The organism is Cohnella lupini, assembly GCF_003386205.1.
Lineage (GTDB): Bacteria > Bacillota > Bacilli > Paenibacillales > Paenibacillaceae > Cohnella > Cohnella lupini.
This window is the reverse complement of the sequence record NZ_QRDY01000040.1, coordinates 1-20,120: the sequence shown is the minus strand read 5'-3', so window position 1 is coordinate 20,120 and position 20,120 is coordinate 1. Positions and strand designations below refer to the sequence as shown.

The window sequence follows — 20,120 nt, the reverse complement described above, 5'->3', positions numbered from 1 at the left end:
GAGTGTGTTCATGATGATGTTTTCCCGCGATCTGTCTATTCTAAACGTGATGGAACCTATCGTAAGCAACCTATTCGAGGATAACTATCTCAAAACCAACGGATTAAAATGCGATTGCGAGAAATGCCAGATCGATATCGTCCTGCTGACGCTTAATCACGTTCCCCCTCACTATACGTCCAGTCAAGCCGGCGAGGCTTATATTAAGGCGTTATACCAGGAGCCGCAGCTTCAATCGGACATCCTAAGGGAACTTACGAAAGCGGTGCAAGTCATTCAAGAACGTCCTAATCATTAACTGAATGCCGTGATGGCACAAAAATAAGAGAGGCCGGGAATATTCCCGGTCTCTCTTATTCGTTAATGCTTATGCGATTATTCGAGCATGGGCATCGGCGTGATCGCCGGTCCGCCGGGATCCTCTTTGTATGGAGTTGCAGGCAAAGCGGGGTAACGGAGAGAGCCTCGTTCCGCAAGGCTATCCAGCGCGTTTGCCTTGAGCATGCTTTCGGACAGCGTATAGAGCGTATCGCCCGAGTATAATATGCGGCGAACCGACTTCGTATAGTCGTAACCGTTTTGTCCGCTCTTGAGCAGATCATCCGAATCGAGATGGGTGATGCGTCCTTGCAAATCGAAGCCGTTCGTCAAATCGACCCGATAGACGTAAGCACCTTGATAAGCGAATTGTCCGTACGCGGGAAATCCGCCCGGTTCGATCGTTTGCTTATCCTTGATCTCCATTAGCTCCACAGGGAAGGCGAGAAGCCCCTTGGATTTGGAGAACAGCAGAGCTTTAGGATTGTAGAGCAGCTCGGAGCCCGTGCCGCGGTCGCCGATGACTTCCTTGAACATTTCTTTCGGATGGCCGACGTCAGAAACGTCGAACAAGGCGATCTTCATGCCTTGATAGAAAGCCATCGTCTCGTCCTCGCTTGCGCCCTTGATAGGTACTTCCACGGTTTCCTTACCGAATCCGATGATGTGATCTTCGTCGTAAGGTTGCAGGTAATCGCTGTAACCCGGAATTTTCAATTGGCCCAGTACGGCGGGCTTAAGCGGATTGCTAAGATCGATCGCGAACAGGGGATCGACGTTGCGGAAAGTAACCATGTAGGCGCGTCCTCCCATGAATCGGGTGGAGTAGATTCGTTCGCCGGGCGCGAGATTCTCCAAGGCTCCTACGGTCGCCATACGTTCATCCAACACGTACAGATTGTTGGAGGATGTCGCGGTTCCGTTTGCCCACATATCGCCTTTGGTCGTCGCGATCCTGAAGTACCCTTCATGTTCGTCCATGCCGTATTGGTTTAATACCGTCCCCGGAACGGAGCCTTCGCCGACATAGACTATGCTGCCGCGATCGAGTCTGAATTTGTACACTTGCGTGATTTGGCGGTATTGTTCTCCATCTGGCAAGTATTTCGCGATGGCGACATAGAGATGTTTAGCGGATGCGTATATCGTCTGACCTGAGCCGAGATACGCCGAAACCTGCATCTCTTGATCCGGACGATCCAGATCGATCGCGCCGACGAGCAAGGTGCCTCCATCGGGCGAGTTCGGGAAATAGCGTATTTGATCCAAGGCGACCTTTTTCATGCTTCCGGAGGGTACGGATGAGCTAGAGTCGGAGTACAAGGGCTCGTAACTATTCGCGGCTTCGATGGTGCTTGAGCCCGACGCGGTACCGTTTAATTCGGTTTTAGCCAACGGGTAAACATTGTAACTGTACTTGTTCGTAATGACGTAGAGCGCGCTATCGATCTTTCGGGAGGAGATATAGCCGCCCTCGAGCGAGGTTTCCCGAACGAGCTTGGGCTCTCCCGAGGAGTCTAATTCGTATATCTTCGTGCCGACCGTGCTTCGAACCGGTTGGGGCGGTAGGATGCCCATTTTCGCATCCGATGCGGAGCTACCGTTCGATGGCGTTGCCGCTGACGTATAAGCGTAGTAAATGTTATTGTTACCGATGACGATAAGTCGCTTATCGTCGACGTAGATTTCCTGCGGGGCGAAGCCTTCATCCGGGCCGTACTCCAGTATCGAAGCAAGCTTAGGCTTGGAGGGATCCGCGATATCCGAGATGAGCACGCGGGGGCCGCTCAATTGGTAGACGAAACGACCGTCCGTCTTGGCGTAATCCGCTTCGTCTACGCCGTCGACCTGCACGTTCGTTCGGGAGTAGTCCGAGGAGGAGCCTGCTGCGGACTCCGATGCGGGCGCGGCGGAGTCGGTCGCTTTGTCGTCGACTGCATTTACGGAATTACCGGGCAGTTGCAAGATTTCCGAGCCGCGACGGAAATATCCGTTAAAGGTTTCCGTTTGCGCGAGCAACTCGTTCCACTTTTGGACCGTGCCTACGATTGGAAGCTGAATAGGATCGTCGATGCGGATTACCTTACGAATGCCGTCCCATGAAACGACCGTTCCAAGAGCTTCCGATAAGGCGCGCAGCGGAACCATCGTAACTCCGCCATTGGCTAAGGGAGCGACTTCCAAAACCGCCGATCGCCCGTTTGCCGTCATCGTTGCGGAACCTAAAGTTAAAGTCGCCTTGCGTTCACCTCGGCTAATGGTGACGGAGTTACCTCCGGAAGCCGACTTATTCCACTTCACTTGCGCTTTAAGAGCATCCGCTACCTCGCGGAGAGGGACTAACGTCGTCTTGTTCTTCGTAATTACGGGCGTAGATAGAGATAGAGGCTTTCCGTTGACCTGAACGGTAATTCCTGATTGGGATGGCTTGGCTGGGCTAACGGCCGCCGAGACCGCGGGCACGGAAAACAACATACACATCAACATTGAAAGCGCTAAACTTTTTAAGCGCATAAGTTTTTCCTCCTTGGAATTGTTGGAGAGTTTCGTTATGATCATTGACGCAAACTGGAAGGGTTTGGTTGCGAATCCACGGCGATTATTTAAAACAGCCGCGCGCGAAACCGTGTATACTATGGAAATATCTATCTTAATCTTAATCTGTGAAAGTAGGCTTTGAAATGACGGACAAAAAAACCAATCGCGCGATGGTGACGGCCGGCCTTCTAGCCGCGCTCTTTATCGGCGCATTGGATTCTACCGTGGTAACGACCGCGACGACAAGCATAGCGGAGGAATTGGAAGGCTTAAGCCTTATAAGCTGGATTTTCTCCATCTACACGCTCACGACTTGCGTCACGACTCCGATCTTCGGCAAATTAGCGGATTTATACGGCAGGAAATCGATATTTTCCATTGGATTGCTATTATTTTTGGCAGGTTCAGTATTATGCGGAGCGGCGCAATCGATGACCGAGCTGATCTGGTTTCGGGCGATTCAAGGCATAGGAGCCGGGGCGCTTACGCCCGTGACTTTCACGATTATAGGAGATTTATATACCGGGCAACAAAGGGGGAAGGTTCAAGGCGTTCTGGCATCGATGTGGTCGATCGCGGGATTGATCGGACCTTTCGTCGGAGGCTATTTCGTGGACTCGATTTCTTGGCGCTGGATCTTCTACATGAACGTACCCGTGAGCGTACTGTCGTTCGTTCTCGTGTTCGGATTCCTGCATGAGCGCTTCTCCAAGATGTCTAAGAGCATCGATTATACGGGAGCCCTAGCTTTCACGGTCAGCATTTCCTGTTTGTTGCTCGCGTTATTGACGGGAGGGGAGACGTACGCATGGAGTTCGTTGACGATCGTCGTTCTGTTCGCGGTCGCGGCCGTCTTTCTCTTCGCCTTCCTGCTCGTGGAAGCAAGAGCTAAGGAACCGATGCTTCCGTTGGGGTTATTCCGTGAGAGAAGACTGACGGTTCCTTACCTATTGGGCTTTTTCGGCTTCTGCATCGTAGCGGGCGTAACCATCTACATTCCGTTATGGACGCAGAATATCATGGACTTCAGCGCGACGAAGTCGGGGTTAATGCTTATGCCGATGTCGCTAGCTTGGCCGATCGCTTCGAATATTTCCGGAAGATACATGTTCCGCATAGGGGCGAAAAAGTTCATGGCGCTCGGAACGGTCGTGGTCGCGGGCGGCGCGTTATGGCTCTATACGCTTGACGTCGGCTCGTCCTACTGGCATGTGATCGGGATAGTCGTGTTGATCGGCTTCGGAATGGGCTGCATCAATACGCCCGCAATCGTGACGATCCAGAACGCCGCCGCCGTCAACGTCCGGGGAGTAGCTACCTCGACGAATTCCTTTATGTCCGCTTTGGGACAGACAGTGGCGGTAGCCGTATTCGGGATGCTCTTGAATCGGGCGGTAACCGATAATACGCCTTCGCAGCTAGCGGACGGTATGCATCTGATCTTCGTGCTGATTTTATCGTTGGCGGTCGTGACTCTGTTCGTCGTCTACCTGCTACCTTCGGACAAGAAGGCTCGGGCGATCGAGGCTGCATAGTAGTTCTTTACGCATTGGGTTTTCGTTAGTTTGAAAGAACAATAGAATGCCCCCGTCAATTGACGGGGGCACATCCACTTCGACTAACTTTACCACCATTTTTAATTTTTCGTACTTACAAACTGTTCTCAATGTTATCATTTTATCTATTAATCCATTAAAGTATCGCTGATTAATGAAGTTTTTTCTTGCGGCCCCGAGGGACCTTCGGCGAACAGCGGTTGACCGAAGAAAGTGCCTACTTGCGGATTACCGAAGCGCCAAACCGAATAGCTGTTCGGGTTGTTATAGTCTTTGTCCAACCAAGTCGGCCAAGCGTTACCTAGACCTCTTCCGGTTTGATTCGGGTAATACTGGAACGCTTGAATGTTGTTCCACGTATCCCACGCCGTACCTTGATTGGCCACGTCTACCAATTGGGCGACGACCAGCTCTTGATACACATGGTTACCCTGGTCTTTCCACATGCCATGGGAACCTTCCGCCGAATAGGCGACGGGATGCGTTCCGTTGATCTTGCTGATTTCATCCCATCTATAAGTCGTTGAGAAAGAATGCGATCCATATAGCATTTGGACAGGCTTGAAGTAATTCACGCCATTGTACACGAATTTCGCCAATCTGACGGTAACCCGTTCCCAATCGCCTACGTGATCGCCTACTTCAGTCCCTAGCACGTTTTTGCCTAAATCGTAAGGAGTGAATTGGAAGTAAACAAAGTCTACGTTGTTGTAGTCCTTGTCAATCCAGAAAGAGTAGATCGGCGCGTTGGCCAAGTCGCCTGTAAAGTACGGAAGTTTAAGCGTAAGTGGATCTAGCGTCTGTTTGGTTTTAAACTCGTATTTGCCGGAATTCGGATTCACATACCGATCCACGTAAGGGAAAGTGAACTCCACGGAAGACGGGAAGTACTTCTCTCCTTGCGCGAACCAGATTCTCGGAGCGAATGCCTGCAGCAACTTACGCATCGACTCGTCGGAATAGCTATTGTTCGGCAAGGCTACGCTCGTAGAATCTAGCGGAGAAATCGCTTCGATCCTGAGGCTTGACGCTTTATCATTAAAATCGTCAATGAATATCAAATCTTGAGTGACTACTTTGGAGGCCCCTTTGAAGTTAGCATCGTTAAACAACGTGACCTTGTAACCCGGAGCAACCCTTATTGAAGAAACTTTGTCGTTTCCGACGCCCGAGTTAAGCTCGGCCCAATCGTGGTCCCCTACGTAGAACTCTTGCTGAGCTCCTCCGTATGGAGAACTGTCATACACGGTTACCGGAGCATGGACCGCTGCGATGAGAGAATCTGAATCGGCCGCGTTCGCCCAATCGGATTGAATGGCGAGCGACGAAACTGCAAAGCTCGCAACAAGCGTGATTGGAAACCATCTCTTGAAAATGTTCATCATCTAATCTCCTCAAAAGTTATTTATTTTTTACCACTTAAAGCCAGACTAATTTATGCCATTGATATATGCAATTGGTTGTTGACTATTAATTTTGTTAACTATTTAGCCTATTCACGTAAGTATCGTCTTCAAATTTACTTTGCGAAAACCTTTTCAAAAAAATATAAACGTGCCAAAGAAAGGGAAAACACTCTCGCCATAGGGCTTGTCTGTATTTTCGTTGCCTTGTAGTTGCAATTATATATGTCACTGATATATTACATGCATGTCAAACTGTTAATTTTGTTAAGGAAAAGCCCCTTGTAAGCACAATTCCAATCCCCTGACTTCAACAGCAAGCGAAGGGAGATACACCTTAGCGAAAAATAGAGTCGATAAAAAAGAAAGGACGCCCTTAGTCATCTTACATGACTTTTGGGACAGCCCCGTTTGAATTAACTATGCGTTACGCCGAAAATAAGAATAACTAGCGGAATGACAAGGATACCTATCGAAACAACCCAGCTTAGCGGCCTTCCGTAGTTCAGCGTCCAACCGAAGCCGGTACGCTTGGAGACGAACAGGGCAGGATCCTCCGGATTGTAATAGAACGCTCCGGCCTTCCAGTAACGATCTTCCTTAATGATGGGATCCGAATGCTGATCAAGCTTTTGACGGCTTATATAAACGGAGAATGCGACGATAATCGCGAGAAGAATACTCGGCAGGGCGATCGCGGCGGAGATGATCGTGCTCTTCGGCCAATCGTAAATGATGGAACCTTGAATGATTCCTATGAAAAAGATAATGAAGGTCGATAAGCCGAACAACGAGATGGACGTGATTTTCCGGAATCTGAGCTGCTTGATCATCGATTGCTCGGGGTTATTGGGATCAAGGCTTTGCTTGCTGGAGCGAATGGAGAAGTTCGTGAATAGGAATAGCAACACTAGGCCGACTTGAATGAAGTTAAATTGGAATACGGAGCCGAAGTCTTTGTTCGAGAATCCGTCAGCTATTCCGTTTGCGTCGTAATGCGTGACGAGGGTGGACGGAATTTCATCCCAGCGGATAGCCGCTGTAACGGCGAATATTCCCGTAATTAGCAAAGGGATGATGAACCAGACGTTACCGATCGTCGATTTCCTTCGGGGAAAGCTCAAGCTAGCCACTCTTCTGGAATTCACGGGTGCTTGCCAGCTCTGCTCGCGCTTAAGCCGCAGGGCGTTGCCGCGGAACTGCAAATAAAGGAGGGGGAACAAGAGGAGCTGAACGGCAATCAGGATAAGCATAATTTCATTTCTTTCGAGATTTAGGACATGACGGCAGCTCACGACGATAGCCGCGACGACGATCGATGCGATCCATCCAGTGATGAGGAATCGTTTCCTTAAGGAACGAACTTCCAGTCGACTCCTGTTCTCCTCCGGAACGTATACGCCGAATAAGACCATCTTTGCATTGATATAAGGCTGAAGGCTGAAAATCAGCACCAAGACGCAATAGGTGAAAACGATAGTGGCAAAGCTCCAGTCCAGTTGGCTCATTATCGATCCGCTCCTTGTTCTTTGATCTGTCGATACACGGCAGAGCACATGTCCGCGAATTCTATCTCCTGCATGCCCCTTACCGCGGCTTCGGCGGCCATTCCCTTTAGTTGACGGGCCAGCTTTTCCTGAAATTCCGTCGTAATGCCCGGCATCTCTCCCGTTTGAATGACGACTCCTTGCTTGCGATGCACTTGGAGAAACCCGTCCTGCTTCAGCACTTGGTATGCCTTGTTAACCGTGTGCAGGTTTATTCCTAGATCGGCGGCTAGGCTTCTTACGGAGGGGAGCGGGTCCCCGGGCTTTAATTGCCCGTTTGCCATTCCCTCGAGCAATTGTTCGACGAGTTGCGTATATATGGGCACTTCGGACTGAAGATCCAATTCGATGAACAAGTATGCCACCTCCCGGGATGGTGTTGATCTATCTGTTATACTATATATATAACAGATAGATCGGAAATGTTCAAGATCGTTAATAATGAAATAAGCAAACACCCGATTGAACGCAAAAAATAGACAGGCCAGGGGATACCCAAGGCCTGTCTATCTTTTTACGTTCGCGTTTACTCGCTTTCCCAAACCTGTAATCGACGATCCGCACCCGAATATTCGATCCTCTTCGGAGTGATTTCGAGGATGACGTAGTCGGGATCTTGCGGTCCATCGAACCACTGCTTGAACTCGTCGCCCCAATATTTTTCGCGAAGCGATTCGTCAGAAGTGATCTTTGCGGTTCCTTCGATCTCAACGACTTCGCTCGGCGACTTTCCGTCATTACCGAGCAGAAGGTAGACATGAGGGTTGGCTTGCAACTCTTCGACCTTGTGCGTCTTCCGATTCGTCGCTAGATGGATCGTTAGGTTCTCATGAAAGAGGGCCATATAACGCGCTTTCGGCTTATTATTCTCCACGGTGGCAAAGGCGGCGAAGCGATGTTTGTCCAGCGCTCCAATGATTCGTTGTTCGAGATCCGAGTCTCCCACGGTTAATCACGCTCCATTTAACATACGTTTTCGGTACGATTGTATAATACCCTTCAACGTTGCCAGACAAACCTTCATGATGCCGTCTTAAACTTTTTTGCGGAAAATAAAGTAATAATACAACGCGGCGCTCACGTAGAGGGCACCCGTTATGCTAAAGGTCGCGACATATCCCCAATAAGTTCCGAAATGGGCAATGAGTCCGGGCTGAACCAGTCCCATCGAAGCCCAACCGAGCATGAAAACCATTTGGGAGAGCGAGTTCGCGATCCCTCTGCGGAAATTGGATATCCGATCTACCAATACGGCGGATTGAATGGGATTCGCCGCGTTCATGAGCGCCTGACGGAATAGGAAGGCTACGGATGCGACGAGAATGAGATTAGTGAATCCGGTTAACAGCAAGAACGGAAGGGAAAGCAATTGAAAAATGACGACGGCGCGCACTTGGCCGACTTTGCCGACCAAGGTCGGTCCGATGAGCATGGAGAAGATGGTCATGACTTGGCCTAGGGAAATGAGTAATCCGACGGTCGCCAAGGATACCGAGAATCGATTGGTGAAATATAGATTCAGGTAAGGAACGACCAAGCCCGAGCCGATACCGATAAGCAGCTGCGCGAAGGTAATCTTGCCGATGAGTGACCATTCTCCGGTGGTTTTCTGCGGTGGGCCGGGGATGGGCATCGGTTCGGCATCCGCGACTTCGGAATCCCTTTTCTCTCGAACAAGGAGGAGGGGGAGGAAAGCGACGAGGCTGAGAAGTCCGCCGCCGAATAATACGCTCCGCAAGCTAGCCGTTTCGCTCCATCCCGCATATTGCAACACATCGCCGAGCAGTCCACCGCCGAAACCGCCGATAACCTGAGCGGCTAGCACGGCGGAGAAGTGGAAGCTGAACAATCGCAGGCGCTGCTCCTTGGTCGAGTTGGCCGCGAGAAAAGGAACCGCCGTAACTTGGAAGAAGGCGGTGAATAACCCAGATAGCAGCGCGAAGCTCTGCAGCCCGAATTCGGACACGGCGAAGGAGCTCCCGATATAGGAGCTCCCCGTTATGAGCATTCCGACTATGAGAATGTTTTTGCGGCTTGATCTGTCTCCTAACAGCCCGATGGGAATAATCATAAGCGCCGCTGCCAACGATTGAACGCTGACGATGGATCCGATCATGCCTTGAGGGTGACCTAAAGATTGCACGTATAGATTGTAAAGAACCGAGAAAACGCCGAACCCGATTTGATAAAACGCGTTGGCCAAAAAGAACAACCGGATATTTCGGTTCCAGGTTTGAATTTCCGCTTTCGCTTGCCGTAACCATTGCATACTTGTACCTTCGATCGCTCTAAGTTGAATCCAACCATTATATCATAACGGGAAGGGTGGGGGAGGCTGGAAAAGTATGCAATGGCTTGATTACGAGATGGTTAAATTTATTACCATTCCGATCAGTCAATCTCACTTATACCATCTGGTTCGCACCGTCATTCAAGAGAAGGGCTTACGTAGAGGAAAGGCGTTCGGCTGACTCGATACGTGCCCTCGAGAGATTTCTCGGATAATAAATTAGCTTTCACCAATGCCGAAATTTTCGCGGAATCGGCTTTGAATAGCACCTTCCACAGCTCGGGGTCGGGTAGCGCGTCTATCAGAAGCTGGTCGTTGTACTGCTTTTTGTCCTGGTAGATAATCTTAAGCGTGTAATCCTCTAGCTGAAATTGCACGTCCGCCGGATAGGCCGTAACGATTTCCCGTCGAAGGGCTTCAAGCTCTTCCTCGACCTTTTTTTGCTGGATTTTTAATTCGCAGAACCGCCTCAACTTGCTATCGTCCATCATTATCACCACCCTAGAAGTCTATGTTTGAACTCTATGAATGGAGAAGCATGATTATGCAGGGGTTCGTTCCCGATTTGGTGTAGACTTCTATGCCGGATCACCCTGAATACAGCCGAAGTGCGCCGAAATAACGAAGCTAGTTAGCTAACTCCGCCTCAGCCGCTGGGATCGCACCGAATTAACGAAGAAAGTTAGCTAACTCCGCCTCAGCCGATGGGTTCGCACCGAATTAACGAAGAAAGTTAGCTAACTCCACCTCTTCCGTTGGGATCGCGCTGAATTAACGAAGCTAGTTAGCTAACTCCGTCTCTGCCGCCGGGATCGAGCCGAAATAACGAAGCTAGTTAGCTAACTCCGCCCTCTGCCACAGGAATATGCCCGACTAATGTTATCTTGTAGTGACATGATCACAGATTGACTTATATCAGATTATCGAGCGGAGAGGAGCAATGCTTTACCTTTCTCCTCGATATCGAATTCATGGTATCTTTGTGCGCCACCTCCAATTGGTTTTATTAGATTCTGCTCTGTCATTTCTAGTAAAATTTTTCTGCATGGAACGCTGCTCAAATGCAAATACCGGCGGATATCTGCTACAAGAACAGGCCCAGAACTAGTAAGCAGGTATCTCAAAACTTCCCTCTGGTAAACCGACAATGCATGGAATTCCTTGTTATCCGTCGTTCGATAGTTTCCCAGTTGTTCGTAGAAGGATCGAAGGCAGAGCTCGGGCCTCTTGTCCAATTCGTCCCAAGTATAAGGCAAGTACGTGAAGCGGTAACCTCCCACGCTTCTGATTTTCATCTGCTCGAAAGAATAACGTTCACGTGTGATCGACTCCACATGCGAAACGTAACCATTTGCCTCCATGGCGAACCAAAGGACTTCGTAGAAAACGTCGACATAGGCTTTAACACCGCTCGTCGTAACAATTCGTATTCCAAAACGATGCCATCAAATGATTTTAACGCGGGCCAAACGACCTTTTCCAACAACTTCTTCGTTCCAGTCAGATCCCGATGTAGCATCTCTAGACGCTGACCGCTGGCAGCTTTTCGTTGGTCGGCCAAAAACCGTTCATATTCTGTTTCGAAGTCGGTTTTCGATTGTTTCAATGCCAACTAATCCACTCCCTTTACGGAAAATAAAAAGCCGCCCGCTCCGGTAAACGGAGACAGACGGCGTATGCTTTACGCTGTAATGATTTGTAAGAATATACTTTGTAATCTATCAAATAATCGAGTAGTTTACAAGATCAATTTTAGGTTATGTAGCAAAGTCAACTCCGCCTCGGGTGCTGGGATCGCACCGAATTAACGAAGCAAGTTAGCTAAATCCATCTCTGTCGTTGGGATAGAGCTGAATTAACGAAGCTAGTTAGCTAACTCCACCGCAGCCACCAGGATCGCGCCGAATTAAGGAAGCTAGTTAGCTAAATCCACCTCCGCCGCCGGGATAGCGACGAATTAACGAAGAAAGTTAGCTAACTCCGCCCGCCGCCACCGAACCGCTCCGAATACGAAGCTAGTTAGCTAACTCCACCGCAGCCACCAGGATCGCACCGAATTAACGAAGAAAGTTAGTTAACTGCCCCCACCAAGCGGAAATAGCACCAATTTAACGAGGAAAGTCAGCTAACTCCACCCGCCGACCTAGCTAACTGTCGCCCACCAAGCTTCAAACACGCCGCAACTCCACCCACTAACCCCGCTTGTAACTCACTTAAAGAACAAAAAGTGAGTAGGGAGCTTGCGAAGGTTCCCGTCGGAGGGGTTATTGATCACGCGGCCGTTGAAGACGAGGGAGGTGGATCCGCCGCCGTCCAAGTTGTAGCCGTCAAGCGCACCGTAACGTTGCAGTAGAATTTGCATCTCCGCAAGGGTCGCGCCCGAGCTGCCTTTCTCGTTGTAACCGTCAACGACGAGGAACAATAGCTGGTCATCCTTGTAGCTAGCGATGACCGTGCGCGGCGCGCGTTTCGGGCTCGTCTGCCATTTCGACGGAATGGCCGTTTTCCTGCCGTTCTGCAGCAGCACGGGAACGAAGGACGCTCCATACTTAGGACCGAGCGCATCCAGTTGCTCCTTGCTGGAGAACTTTCCGCCAACAAGCTTGTTATTCCCGTTCACGCCGACGAAGAACAAATCCTTGATCGACGGCTGGAATCCGCCTACGTAATCTCCGTTGACGACGGTCGTGCTGAGAGGGTACCGCTTGCCGCCGCTATCCGCAAAACCTCCGGCATTGACGCCGACGGCCGCATGGTACCGATTGACCGCGGCCAACGTCGTCTCCGCGCCGCCTTGCTTGTCGTTCCCGAGAACGAGCTTCATCGCGTCCTTATCCTTGAGCTTAACTTTAAGAGCATAGCTCTTGAAGTTCGCCGTGCCGAGATAGAACAGCTGAGCCTGCAGCTTGTCGGATTGAATAGTAGCGGCCGGCGTTCCTAGCTTCCTCGTTATTCGACGGTCATAGATTTGATAAGGCCTGTTCGCTTGCGCCGATGCTACCGTGGCGATATTCTTCATATCCGCATTCGTTTTGTTATACAAAGTTAATTGCTTCTTAATTGATTTACCCGTTCCTTGCGCGATTGCCTGGGCTTGTCCTAGATCCTTCAAGGATTTAGCGGCGGGAACGCTAGGATCCAGCGATACCGCTTCATGCTTGGGGAATGAAGCCTCCGGCATGATGATTCCCACGTTCGAGACGAACATCCATAGAAGCATTCCTAAAAAAGGAGTGCAAGCGAGCAGCAGCGTTCGGTTAACGGATCGGATGGAGGCTGCGCTCATTTCAGCACGTCCAAGCTTTTTTTAAGCTCGTTCAGCTGCTTTTTTACTTCGGCTAACTGGGTATAGAGCTTGTTGCTGTTATCCGTTTTCGTGTCCATATTGTCCTTGGTGAATGTAAGCAATTCGTTCAGGGACTGGATCTTGCTTTCCATTTGGGCTAACTGTGCTTTATAACCATTCTCGAGCTTGGTCATGCGTTCGTCGTAATCCTGCTGCATGAGCGAGATTTGCGAGGCTGTCTGACGTTCCAAGTCGGAAGCGACTTCCTGTTGAATCCGGTCCGAATACCATTTGGCCCCGGCGACTCCGCAAGCGATCAAAACAAGCCATAGGATGGCAAAAAGGAAAAAAGCGCCGCGGCGCTTCCTGTGCGGCGTCTCTCGGTATACATCGGTTTGCGCGTTGCGCATGGGTGTCTCTGTTATTGAATCTCTCATTTCTTTATTTCCTACACTCCTCTTGTTGTCATTACCTTTAAACGGACTTCAGAATGACTTGTCGTATTTATGAACGAAAATAAACCCTGAAAGTTGCGCCCGTCATGGGATTGTAACATACCTACATCGAGAAGGCAGGCTCTGCCGGAGTTCTTAAAGAACGTTTGTTAAGTCATCCTAACTCTCGGTGAAACCATTAATCGTTTCAATGGGTAGATGGTCTGTTATCAATCGGCCGTAATGAGCGACTTGCACGATCCCTTCCCGGTCAATGAGGAACTCCGCCGGAATCCGGTGAAAATTGGCTCCTTCTTCCTTGATTAGCTTAAAGCCGAGTGCTTCCGCTTCGGATATAAAGTTCTTGGTATTAACATCCGACAAAGTCGCTTGAACCTTCTCTTCGGAGGTCTCGACGCCGTACTTGTCGTAGAGGAGAGCCTCGGGATCGGCAATGAGAGGGAACTCTGCGGTTTGTCGTCCGACATTGTCGCGCAAGTTCGCTTCGGGCGATTCGAATACCGCTATAATCTCAAGTCCCTGCTGCCGCCACTTCGAATACTGCTGGATAAAATGATGCACTCGCGTATTGCATAACGCGCAAGCGGAATTGCGGAAAAAAGCCAGCAATACCTTGCGTCCGAGATAATTTTCCAAAATAACGGGTAATCCGCTTTGGTCGGTTGAATGGAACAGCGGGGCTTTATCTCCTTGTTGCAATAGATGAGTCATCGAATAATTCCTCCTTATGAATGATGGCAGTATATAGCCTTGATCTATAAGGTAACAGGAATCCATCCGCTTTTCTGTGACTAGTCACCAAGCTGCGCTTCCAGAGCTTCTCTATGTAGAATTCGCACCCAGCCGCGTCCTGTTTCTATCCAACCTTTTCGTTGATAACGCTGCAAGGCGCGAGTCACGACTTCACGAGCGGAGTCGATCTCGACGGCGAGATCTCGGTGCGTAGTATGTAGCAGCGGTTGCGTCGCCGATGTTAGTCGAAGCAGCGCTCCGGCCAATCGTGGCTCTAACCGCGCAATCTCCTTGCTTTGAGCCATCCCGCCCATGCGGATCATACCGTCTAGCAAGCCTCCAAATACGGCATTGCGAATGGGTTCATAGGTCTGAACCCATCTTAAAAAGCTGCTCTTCAAGACGAACAAGGCGACTACGTCCGTCTCGGCCGTAAGCGAGCCGGGATAATCTCTGCCGCTTAACCCGCTTAATAAGAATAAAGCGCATATTTCTCCGGCTGATAACACGTTTAGGATAGACTCTGAACCGTTTTCCGCAATGAGGGAAATACGAGCAGAACCATGAAGCAGGAACATGCCGTAGATAGCAGCGTCTTCTTTCTGAAAAATGTTCGACTTTGCCGGAAATTCCCGTAAAACGGGACGTGCCTCTGCCCACTCCGTTGGGCTTATTGCACTTAAGTAAGGGAAGATGCCGACTGCAACCGACCGACTATCCATTAATGTAGACGAAGACATGCTCTCACTTCCATTCCTCAAACAGCCTTGTAACACTAGTATAATAAAAAAATGGCAGAAGCGCCGACAGAATTATGCCGGAACCACTGCCAAATTTTACTTCAATCCTGCCCAGGCCGGTTCACCGGCTTCCTTCCAGCGACTGCGGATCAGATGAAGATCGCCGTCGCTGAGCTTTCCTTTGGATACGGACAACACATTCTCGAGCAGATGCTCGGGATCGGCAGTTCCGACGATGGCGGTGTGTACTTGAGGATAGGTGAGCACGAAGCGAAGGGACATCTCGATCAGAGTATCCGAATCCGCCTTGGAGAAGGGATAATCTAGCTTTTTCATACGTTTAACGTAGGTATCCGGAGCATTCTCCGCGCCTTCTCTCTCCCAGACGACGTTTGTGACTGGCCTCTTCGCGATGACTCCCATGCTTCGTTTCGCGGCTTCGTCCAGCGTCAGATCGATCGCTTCTTGATCGGCGAGGTTAAGAGAGGTTTGCAATGCGTCGAATGCATTGGTTTGGATCGCGTATAGGGCATCCGTGCTATCCCCGCTATATCCGATATAACGCGCCAATCCTTCCTGCTTTAGTCTCTGAACGGCTTCGATTAAGTCGCCTTGCCTGAGGACGGCCTCCGAGCAGCTATGAATGAGAATCAAGTCGAGGTAGTCCGTCTTCAAATCTTTCAAGCTGCGTTCGATGCTCGGACGGACGTTGCGCACGTCCCAATCCGGATAAGGTAATCCGACGCTAGTTCCTTCGCCAAGCTTGCTGAATAAATAATAATCGTTCCTTCTATGTGACATGGACTTGCCTATCAACGCTTCGCTGCTATTATAGCTGGACGCCGTGTCGATAACGTTCACGCCGTTCTCCAGCGCGGTGCTTAGAAGCTGCTCCACTTCCTTGACGGTTTTTTCCTCGCCTTTCATCGCGATCTCGTACCCGCCGAAGCCCAGTACCGATACGCGCATATCCGTATTTCCGAATTGTCTGCGTTCCATTTCCATCCACCTCCAAAGCTATTTAGAGCCTATTACCCCAAGGAACGGAAAACCATTCACCTAGCGACGGTAAGACTTGAAGATTAGTCGATAAAGTTTTAGTATCAGGATAAATGTTCGAACGACTTCGGTTATTCGGGAGGTACGGCGATGATAAAGATCGGCTTGGCGGGGTGGGGAGATCATGACTCGTTATACCCTCCCGGAACCGCCGCGAAGGACAAGCTCCGTGCTTACGGTGCCCATTTCGGAATCGTGGAATTGGACAGCGCCTTCTACGCCGTTCAGCCCAAAGAACGGATGGCCAGGTATGCGGAGGAAACGCCGGAAGGCTTCGGTTTCGTCGTGAAAGCGTATCAAGGCATAACGGGTCATTTGCGGGGCAAGCCTTATTACGATAATGACGACGACATGTACGCCGCGTTCCGCGAAAGCTTGGAGCCAGTCATGGAAGCAGGGAAATTAACGGCCGCTTTGCTTCAGTACCCTCCATGGTTCGATTGCACGAAAGAAAACGTGAAGATCTTAAGAGAGACGAAGAAAAGACTCGATGGTTTTCCGTGCGCATTGGAATTCCGCCATCAGAGCTGGTTCGCGCCGGAATTTCGGGACAAAACGTTGTCTTTCATGAGGGAGGAAGGCTGGATTCATAGCGTGTGCGACGAGCCCCAAGCAGGACTAGGATCGATTCCCACCGTCTTGGAAGCGACCACTCAGCCGTTTACGTTAGTTCGCATGCACGGGCGTAACGTCGGCGGTTGGAATCAAAGCGGAGCGGCGAATTGGCGAGAGGTTCGGTACTTGTACGATTACAGCTCGGAAGAATTGAACGAGTGGAAAGACCGGATACAGCTATTGTTGCGGCAGTCCGCGACTGTCGGCGTTATTTTCAACAACAATTCGGGAGGACACGCGGCAGGCAATGCCAAGCAGCTTATGCGAATGATGGATATGCCCGTCACGGAAATCCCCAAGCAGTTGGATTTATTCAATTTCTAACAACAGAAGGGAAATAACCTCATGATAAGATTCGGAGTTATCGGCACCAACTGGATTACGGAGGATTTTATTAACGCGGCTCGCAGAATCGGGAATTTCTCGCTTACGGCGGTATACTCCCGCTCGGAAACGACCGGGCAAGCCTTTGCGGAAAAGCACGGCATATCCCATGTTTACTCGGATTTGGATTCGTTCGCCGCGAGCGGAGAATGGGATGCCGTCTATATCGCTAGCCCGAATTCGTTCCACGCCGATCAGGCCGTCCTCTGCATGAGCCATGGTAAGCACGTTTTATGCGAGAAACCGATCGGATCCAATACAGCAGAAGTGGCGCGAATGGCGGAAGCGGCGGCGGAATACGGAGTCGTGCTCATGGAAGCGATGAAATCGACGGTTACGCCGAACTTCCTCGCGATCAGGGACAATCTGCATAAAATCGGACCCGTTCGCAGGTACTTCGGGAGCTATTGCCAATACTCTTCCCGATATGATCTCTATAAGCGCGGGGAGCTTCCGAACGCCTTTAATCCCGAATTCTCCAATGGCGCCTTGATGGATCTCGGCGTTTACTGCATCTACCCGCTGGTCGTTCTTTTCGGCGTGCCGGATCGCATTCAAGCGAACGGCTTCATGCTCGATTCCGGAGTGGACGGAGCGGGAAGCTTACTTCTGGGATACAAGGACATGGATGCGGTAATCCAATATTCGAAAATCGTCGATTCTTACGCGAGCGCCGAGATTCAAGGGGAGAAGGGCACGATCGTATTCGATAAAATAAGCAGGCCCGACAAGGTAGAAATCCGTTACCGCGACGGGAAAATAGAGGATCTCACGGTGCCGCAGGAAGACAACGCCATGTACTACGAGGTACGGGAATTCATATCCCTGATCCAAAGCGGAGCCAAGCAATCCGAGCTGAATTCCCACGCGAACTCGTTGGCGGTGATCGGCGTTATGGATGAAGCCCGTAGGTTAATGGGGCTTTCCTTCCCTGCGGACGCTTAATCGTAATAGCCGATCGTCGAATACTCGACTCCTCCGAACGAGATTAGAATCCGCCGTCCATGTGTAAAGGTAGGTAATCGGATAATGGAGGTGGAGGGGATGAACGAGATCCCGATCGTCTTTTCCTTGAACAGCTATACGTTCGCGAGCAAGCTCGGTCCTATGCGAACGTACGTATGGAACGAGGAGTTCGGCCTGTACGATATGGAGATCGAGCCGCAACCGGAGACATCTACGCTGCTGGGACTGCTCGTCAGGATGGGGGCCAATTCATATCGGGCGATAGAGGTCGCATACGGACATTTGCACGACACGACGCACGGAGCTTTGCGGGAAATCCGCCATGTCGCGGAAATCTCCCGGGTAGAGCTGGCATCGCTGCTGCTTGATTTCGGGGACTTGTCGACGGACGATCCGGTCCGCGCCGCAGCGGACATGACGATGTACAAGCAATGGATCGACATCGCGGCGGAAGCCGGATTCTCAAGATTGCGGCTCGAAGCGGGGGAAGCTCGGCCGGACGATGCCGCCGCGATTACGCGAGCGGCTGATCGATTGCTGGAGCTGGCCGAGTACGCGAAGCCGGCGCAAATCTGGGTGATGACGGAGAACCTGGGAAGTCTGCTGTCGACGTCCGATAATTGCCTGAAGCTGATCGGATTATGCCGCGGAAATATCGGGTTTACCGCCGACTACGGCAATTTCGAGAAGGACAAATACAAGCAATTGGCCGATGTTTTGCTCTATGCCGAGACCGTGCACGCCAAGGCGGCTACCGACGAAGCAGGGCGCATCGACGCGGAGGATTATCGCCGATGTCTCAGTCTCACGCTCGAGTCCGGGTTCGAGGGGTCGCTTTCCTTGACTTATCTCGGCGATGCGGATCCGTGGCCTAAGCTTGGGGAAATGCGTGCATTTGCGGAGGAAATCCTCAAAGTCACGGCTTGATTATGTTATTATGTTTAATATGGAAATTGGCTCGCCGCTCAATTCCTCAGGGAACTTGAGCGGCGATTTTGTCGGTTATGCGGTATGGTCGGCAAGAGCGGGCAATCAACGATAATTATTAAGGGGGAGCGTTGATGTTCGGATTTATTGATATCAATGGAAACGAAATCATTGCGCCTGAATATGATCAAGCCTATTCTTTTTTAGAGGGCTACGCATGTGTGAAAAAAGGAGATAAATATTATTACATTAACCTAAAGGGAGAGGTAATTGATCCAGGCCCATATACACACTGTCGCCCTTTTTCTAGTGGTCTTGCTCCTGTATCTAATCAGTTTAACAAATTAGGCTATATTGATAAATCGTTTACACTCAAAATACCTTGTGAATATGACAAGGATTCTACTATCTTTCAAAAGAATTACGCAGTTGTTATTAGAGAAGGAGTCCGACATGTCATTAATCAAGAGGATCAAATCGTGTTATCTGGCATTTCAGACTTACTCAGGATTACAGAAGGGTTAGGAATGGTTCTTCGTAATGGCAGATATGGCTTCATTGATATTACAGGCCAAGTAGTCATTCCTTGTGAATGGGAACTTGCAACCTTATTTAACGAAGGCTTTGCAACAGGAATGAAGGATGACCTTTTCAGTATTATTGATCGATCTGGAAAAGAAATGGTCAAACCGCAATATAACTATATTTCTCCTTTTAACGAAGGTATTGCATTTTTCAAAAAAGCTAATAAATTTGGATTTATAAACTTTAATGGAGAAGAAATCATTTCACCGCAATTTAAAGAAGCTAAACAGTTCTCGAACGGATTAGCTCCGGTTCGCAATAAAAAAAGATGGGGTTATATTGATGTAAAGGGAGCCGTTACAATTGATTTTCAATTTGATGAGGCACATCCTTTTAATAACGGCTATGCAAATGTAGTCTATCAAGATGAATGGGCCATCATAGATACGCAGGGCAAGATATATACATACCCGAAATATTCGTGGATCGGAAACTATTCAGAGGGTTTTATTGGAGTCATTAAATAAGTCCGCCGTTGACTGTCCGAAAGCAGCAGAGAAAAGGCCTATTCAAAGAAATGATATAGTACCGCGGTGCGGTTACTTAGGTCTGTAAAGGAAGCTCACTTTGGTAGAGGTAGCGTCAAGAAGTATGTGTAGTAGGATTATCCAGCGGGAAACTTAGTTAGTTAGTTTGTGGAGGGGGAATTCCCTCGGGCATAACGTTCAATGTACATCTTCTCAAACACGGTTTTAGTATCGGGGTCTGCAAATCCACGT

The 20,120-nt window shown here is 49.9% G+C and carries 18 protein-coding genes; 6 read left to right on the top strand and 12 right to left on the bottom strand.

Annotated elements, in window-relative coordinates:
• The first annotated feature begins 10 nt into the window (after positions 1-10).
• Positions 11-298: a late competence development ComFB family protein gene (locus DFP95_RS27700; protein WP_115995920.1), complete on the top strand. Its 288-nt coding sequence runs from the start codon at positions 11-13 to the stop codon at positions 296-298.
• Positions 299-375: 77 nt separating this feature from the next.
• On the opposite strand, the gene DFP95_RS27695 is transcribed toward DFP95_RS27700, so the two are convergent.
• Positions 376-2,832 (bottom strand): beta-propeller domain-containing protein, encoded by a 2,457-nt coding sequence (locus DFP95_RS27695; RefSeq protein ID WP_181907643.1) that lies wholly within the window; start codon positions 2,830-2,832, stop codon positions 376-378.
• A 167-nt stretch (positions 2,833-2,999) separates the two neighbouring features.
• Here DFP95_RS27695 and DFP95_RS27690 point away from each other — a divergent pair, with 167 nt between their 5' ends.
• Complete coding sequence (locus tag DFP95_RS27690) at positions 3,000-4,391, top strand: MDR family MFS transporter (protein WP_245988029.1); 1,392 nt, start codon at positions 3,000-3,002, stop codon at positions 4,389-4,391.
• Positions 4,392-4,540: 149 nt separating this feature from the next.
• Here the strand turns inward: DFP95_RS27690 and DFP95_RS27685 are convergent, their stop codons facing one another.
• From DFP95_RS27685 to DFP95_RS27625, 11 genes are all read right to left on the bottom strand, one after another.
• The gene (locus tag DFP95_RS27685) at positions 4,541-5,797 is read right to left on the bottom strand and encodes a Vps62-related protein (protein WP_115995918.1); all 1,257 of its coding nucleotides are present in this window, start codon (positions 5,795-5,797) and stop codon (positions 4,541-4,543) included.
• Between the two features lie 434 nt (positions 5,798-6,231).
• Positions 6,232-7,323 carry a DUF1648 domain-containing protein gene (locus tag DFP95_RS27680; protein WP_115995917.1) on the bottom strand — a complete coding sequence of 364 codons (1,092 nt, stop codon included), beginning with the start codon at positions 7,321-7,323 and terminating at the stop codon, positions 6,232-6,234.
• On the bottom strand, positions 7,323-7,718 hold the full coding sequence (locus DFP95_RS27675; protein ID WP_115995916.1) for a GntR family transcriptional regulator: 396 nt from the start codon (positions 7,716-7,718) through the stop codon (positions 7,323-7,325). Before DFP95_RS27675 ends, DFP95_RS27680 begins: the two co-directional genes overlap by 1 nt.
• 170 nt (positions 7,719-7,888) lie before the next feature.
• Complete coding sequence (locus DFP95_RS27670; protein WP_115995915.1) at positions 7,889-8,308, bottom strand: pyridoxamine 5'-phosphate oxidase family protein; 420 nt, start codon at positions 8,306-8,308, stop codon at positions 7,889-7,891.
• An 87-nt stretch (positions 8,309-8,395) separates the two neighbouring features.
• Entirely contained in the window at positions 8,396-9,631 is a 1,236-nt protein-coding gene (locus DFP95_RS27665) for an MFS transporter (RefSeq protein ID WP_115995914.1), read from the bottom strand.
• 158 nt (positions 9,632-9,789) lie between these two features.
• Positions 9,790-10,143, bottom strand: a complete 354-nt coding sequence (locus tag DFP95_RS27660) for a hypothetical protein (protein WP_147304232.1) — start codon at positions 10,141-10,143, stop codon at positions 9,790-9,792.
• Positions 10,144-11,861: 1,718 nt separating this feature from the next.
• Positions 11,862-12,938 carry a phosphodiester glycosidase family protein gene (locus DFP95_RS27645; protein ID WP_115995910.1) on the bottom strand — a complete coding sequence of 359 codons (1,077 nt, stop codon included), beginning with the start codon at positions 12,936-12,938 and terminating at the stop codon, positions 11,862-11,864.
• Positions 12,935-13,375 (bottom strand): hypothetical protein, encoded by a 441-nt coding sequence (locus DFP95_RS27640; protein ID WP_245988028.1) that lies wholly within the window; start codon positions 13,373-13,375, stop codon positions 12,935-12,937. Before DFP95_RS27640 ends, DFP95_RS27645 begins: the two co-directional genes overlap by 4 nt.
• Positions 13,376-13,552: 177 nt before the next feature.
• Positions 13,553-14,104, bottom strand: a complete 552-nt coding sequence (locus DFP95_RS27635; RefSeq protein ID WP_181907642.1) for a redoxin domain-containing protein — start codon at positions 14,102-14,104, stop codon at positions 13,553-13,555.
• An 80-nt stretch (positions 14,105-14,184) separates the two neighbouring features.
• A complete protein-coding gene (locus tag DFP95_RS27630; protein ID WP_115995907.1) occupies positions 14,185-14,865 on the bottom strand; it encodes a Crp/Fnr family transcriptional regulator in 681 nt (226 codons plus the stop codon).
• Positions 14,866-14,961: 96 nt separating this feature from the next.
• The gene (locus DFP95_RS27625; RefSeq protein ID WP_115995906.1) at positions 14,962-15,864 is read right to left on the bottom strand and encodes an aldo/keto reductase; all 903 of its coding nucleotides are present in this window, start codon (positions 15,862-15,864) and stop codon (positions 14,962-14,964) included.
• Between the two features lie 150 nt (positions 15,865-16,014).
• Here DFP95_RS27625 and DFP95_RS27620 point away from each other — a divergent pair, with 150 nt between their 5' ends.
• The 4 genes from DFP95_RS27620 to DFP95_RS27605 all read left to right on the top strand — a co-directional run bounded on the left by DFP95_RS27620 (position 16,015) and on the right by DFP95_RS27605 (position 19,868).
• Positions 16,015-16,863, top strand: coding sequence for a DUF72 domain-containing protein (locus DFP95_RS27620; protein WP_115995905.1), 849 nt, complete (start codon positions 16,015-16,017; stop codon positions 16,861-16,863).
• Between the two features lie 21 nt (positions 16,864-16,884).
• On the top strand, positions 16,885-17,868 hold the full coding sequence (locus DFP95_RS27615; RefSeq protein ID WP_115995904.1) for a Gfo/Idh/MocA family protein: 984 nt from the start codon (positions 16,885-16,887) through the stop codon (positions 17,866-17,868).
• Between the two features lie 99 nt (positions 17,869-17,967).
• On the top strand, positions 17,968-18,816 hold the full coding sequence (locus DFP95_RS27610) for a sugar phosphate isomerase/epimerase family protein (RefSeq protein ID WP_181907641.1): 849 nt from the start codon (positions 17,968-17,970) through the stop codon (positions 18,814-18,816).
• Between the two features lie 134 nt (positions 18,817-18,950).
• Positions 18,951-19,868: a WG repeat-containing protein gene (locus DFP95_RS27605; protein ID WP_115995902.1), complete on the top strand. Its 918-nt coding sequence runs from the start codon at positions 18,951-18,953 to the stop codon at positions 19,866-19,868.
• Positions 19,869-20,120: the final 252 nt, after the last annotated feature.

Coding starts and splice junctions, on each gene's coding strand:
- DFP95_RS27610 (WP_181907641.1), top strand. CDS start 17,968: ATGAACGAGATCCCGATCGTCTTTTCCTTGAACAGCTATACGTTCGCG.
- DFP95_RS27620 (WP_115995905.1), top strand. CDS start 16,015: ATGATAAAGATCGGCTTGGCGGGGTGGGGAGATCATGACTCGTTATAC.
- DFP95_RS27680 (WP_115995917.1), bottom strand. CDS start 7,323: ATGAGCCAACTGGACTGGAGCTTTGCCACTATCGTTTTCACCTATTGC.
- DFP95_RS27640 (WP_245988028.1), bottom strand. CDS start 13,375: ATGAGAGATTCAATAACAGAGACACCCATGCGCAACGCGCAAACCGAT.
- DFP95_RS27605 (WP_115995902.1), top strand. CDS start 18,951: ATGTTCGGATTTATTGATATCAATGGAAACGAAATCATTGCGCCTGAA.
- DFP95_RS27625 (WP_115995906.1), bottom strand. CDS start 15,864: ATGGAACGCAGACAATTCGGAAATACGGATATGCGCGTATCGGTACTG.
- DFP95_RS27660 (WP_147304232.1), bottom strand. CDS start 10,143: ATGATGGACGATAGCAAGTTGAGGCGGTTCTGCGAATTAAAAATCCAG.
- DFP95_RS27645 (WP_115995910.1), bottom strand. CDS start 12,938: ATGAGCGCAGCCTCCATCCGATCCGTTAACCGAACGCTGCTGCTCGCT.
- DFP95_RS27695 (WP_181907643.1), bottom strand. CDS start 2,832: ATGCGCTTAAAAAGTTTAGCGCTTTCAATGTTGATGTGTATGTTGTTT.
- DFP95_RS27630 (WP_115995907.1), bottom strand. CDS start 14,865: ATGTCTTCGTCTACATTAATGGATAGTCGGTCGGTTGCAGTCGGCATC.
- DFP95_RS27665 (WP_115995914.1), bottom strand. CDS start 9,631: ATGCAATGGTTACGGCAAGCGAAAGCGGAAATTCAAACCTGGAACCGA.
- DFP95_RS27685 (WP_115995918.1), bottom strand. CDS start 5,797: ATGATGAACATTTTCAAGAGATGGTTTCCAATCACGCTTGTTGCGAGC.
- DFP95_RS27700 (WP_115995920.1), top strand. CDS start 11: ATGATGATGTTTTCCCGCGATCTGTCTATTCTAAACGTGATGGAACCT.
- DFP95_RS27635 (WP_181907642.1), bottom strand. CDS start 14,104: ATGACTCATCTATTGCAACAAGGAGATAAAGCCCCGCTGTTCCATTCA.
- DFP95_RS27615 (WP_115995904.1), top strand. CDS start 16,885: ATGATAAGATTCGGAGTTATCGGCACCAACTGGATTACGGAGGATTTT.
- DFP95_RS27690 (WP_245988029.1), top strand. CDS start 3,000: ATGACGGACAAAAAAACCAATCGCGCGATGGTGACGGCCGGCCTTCTA.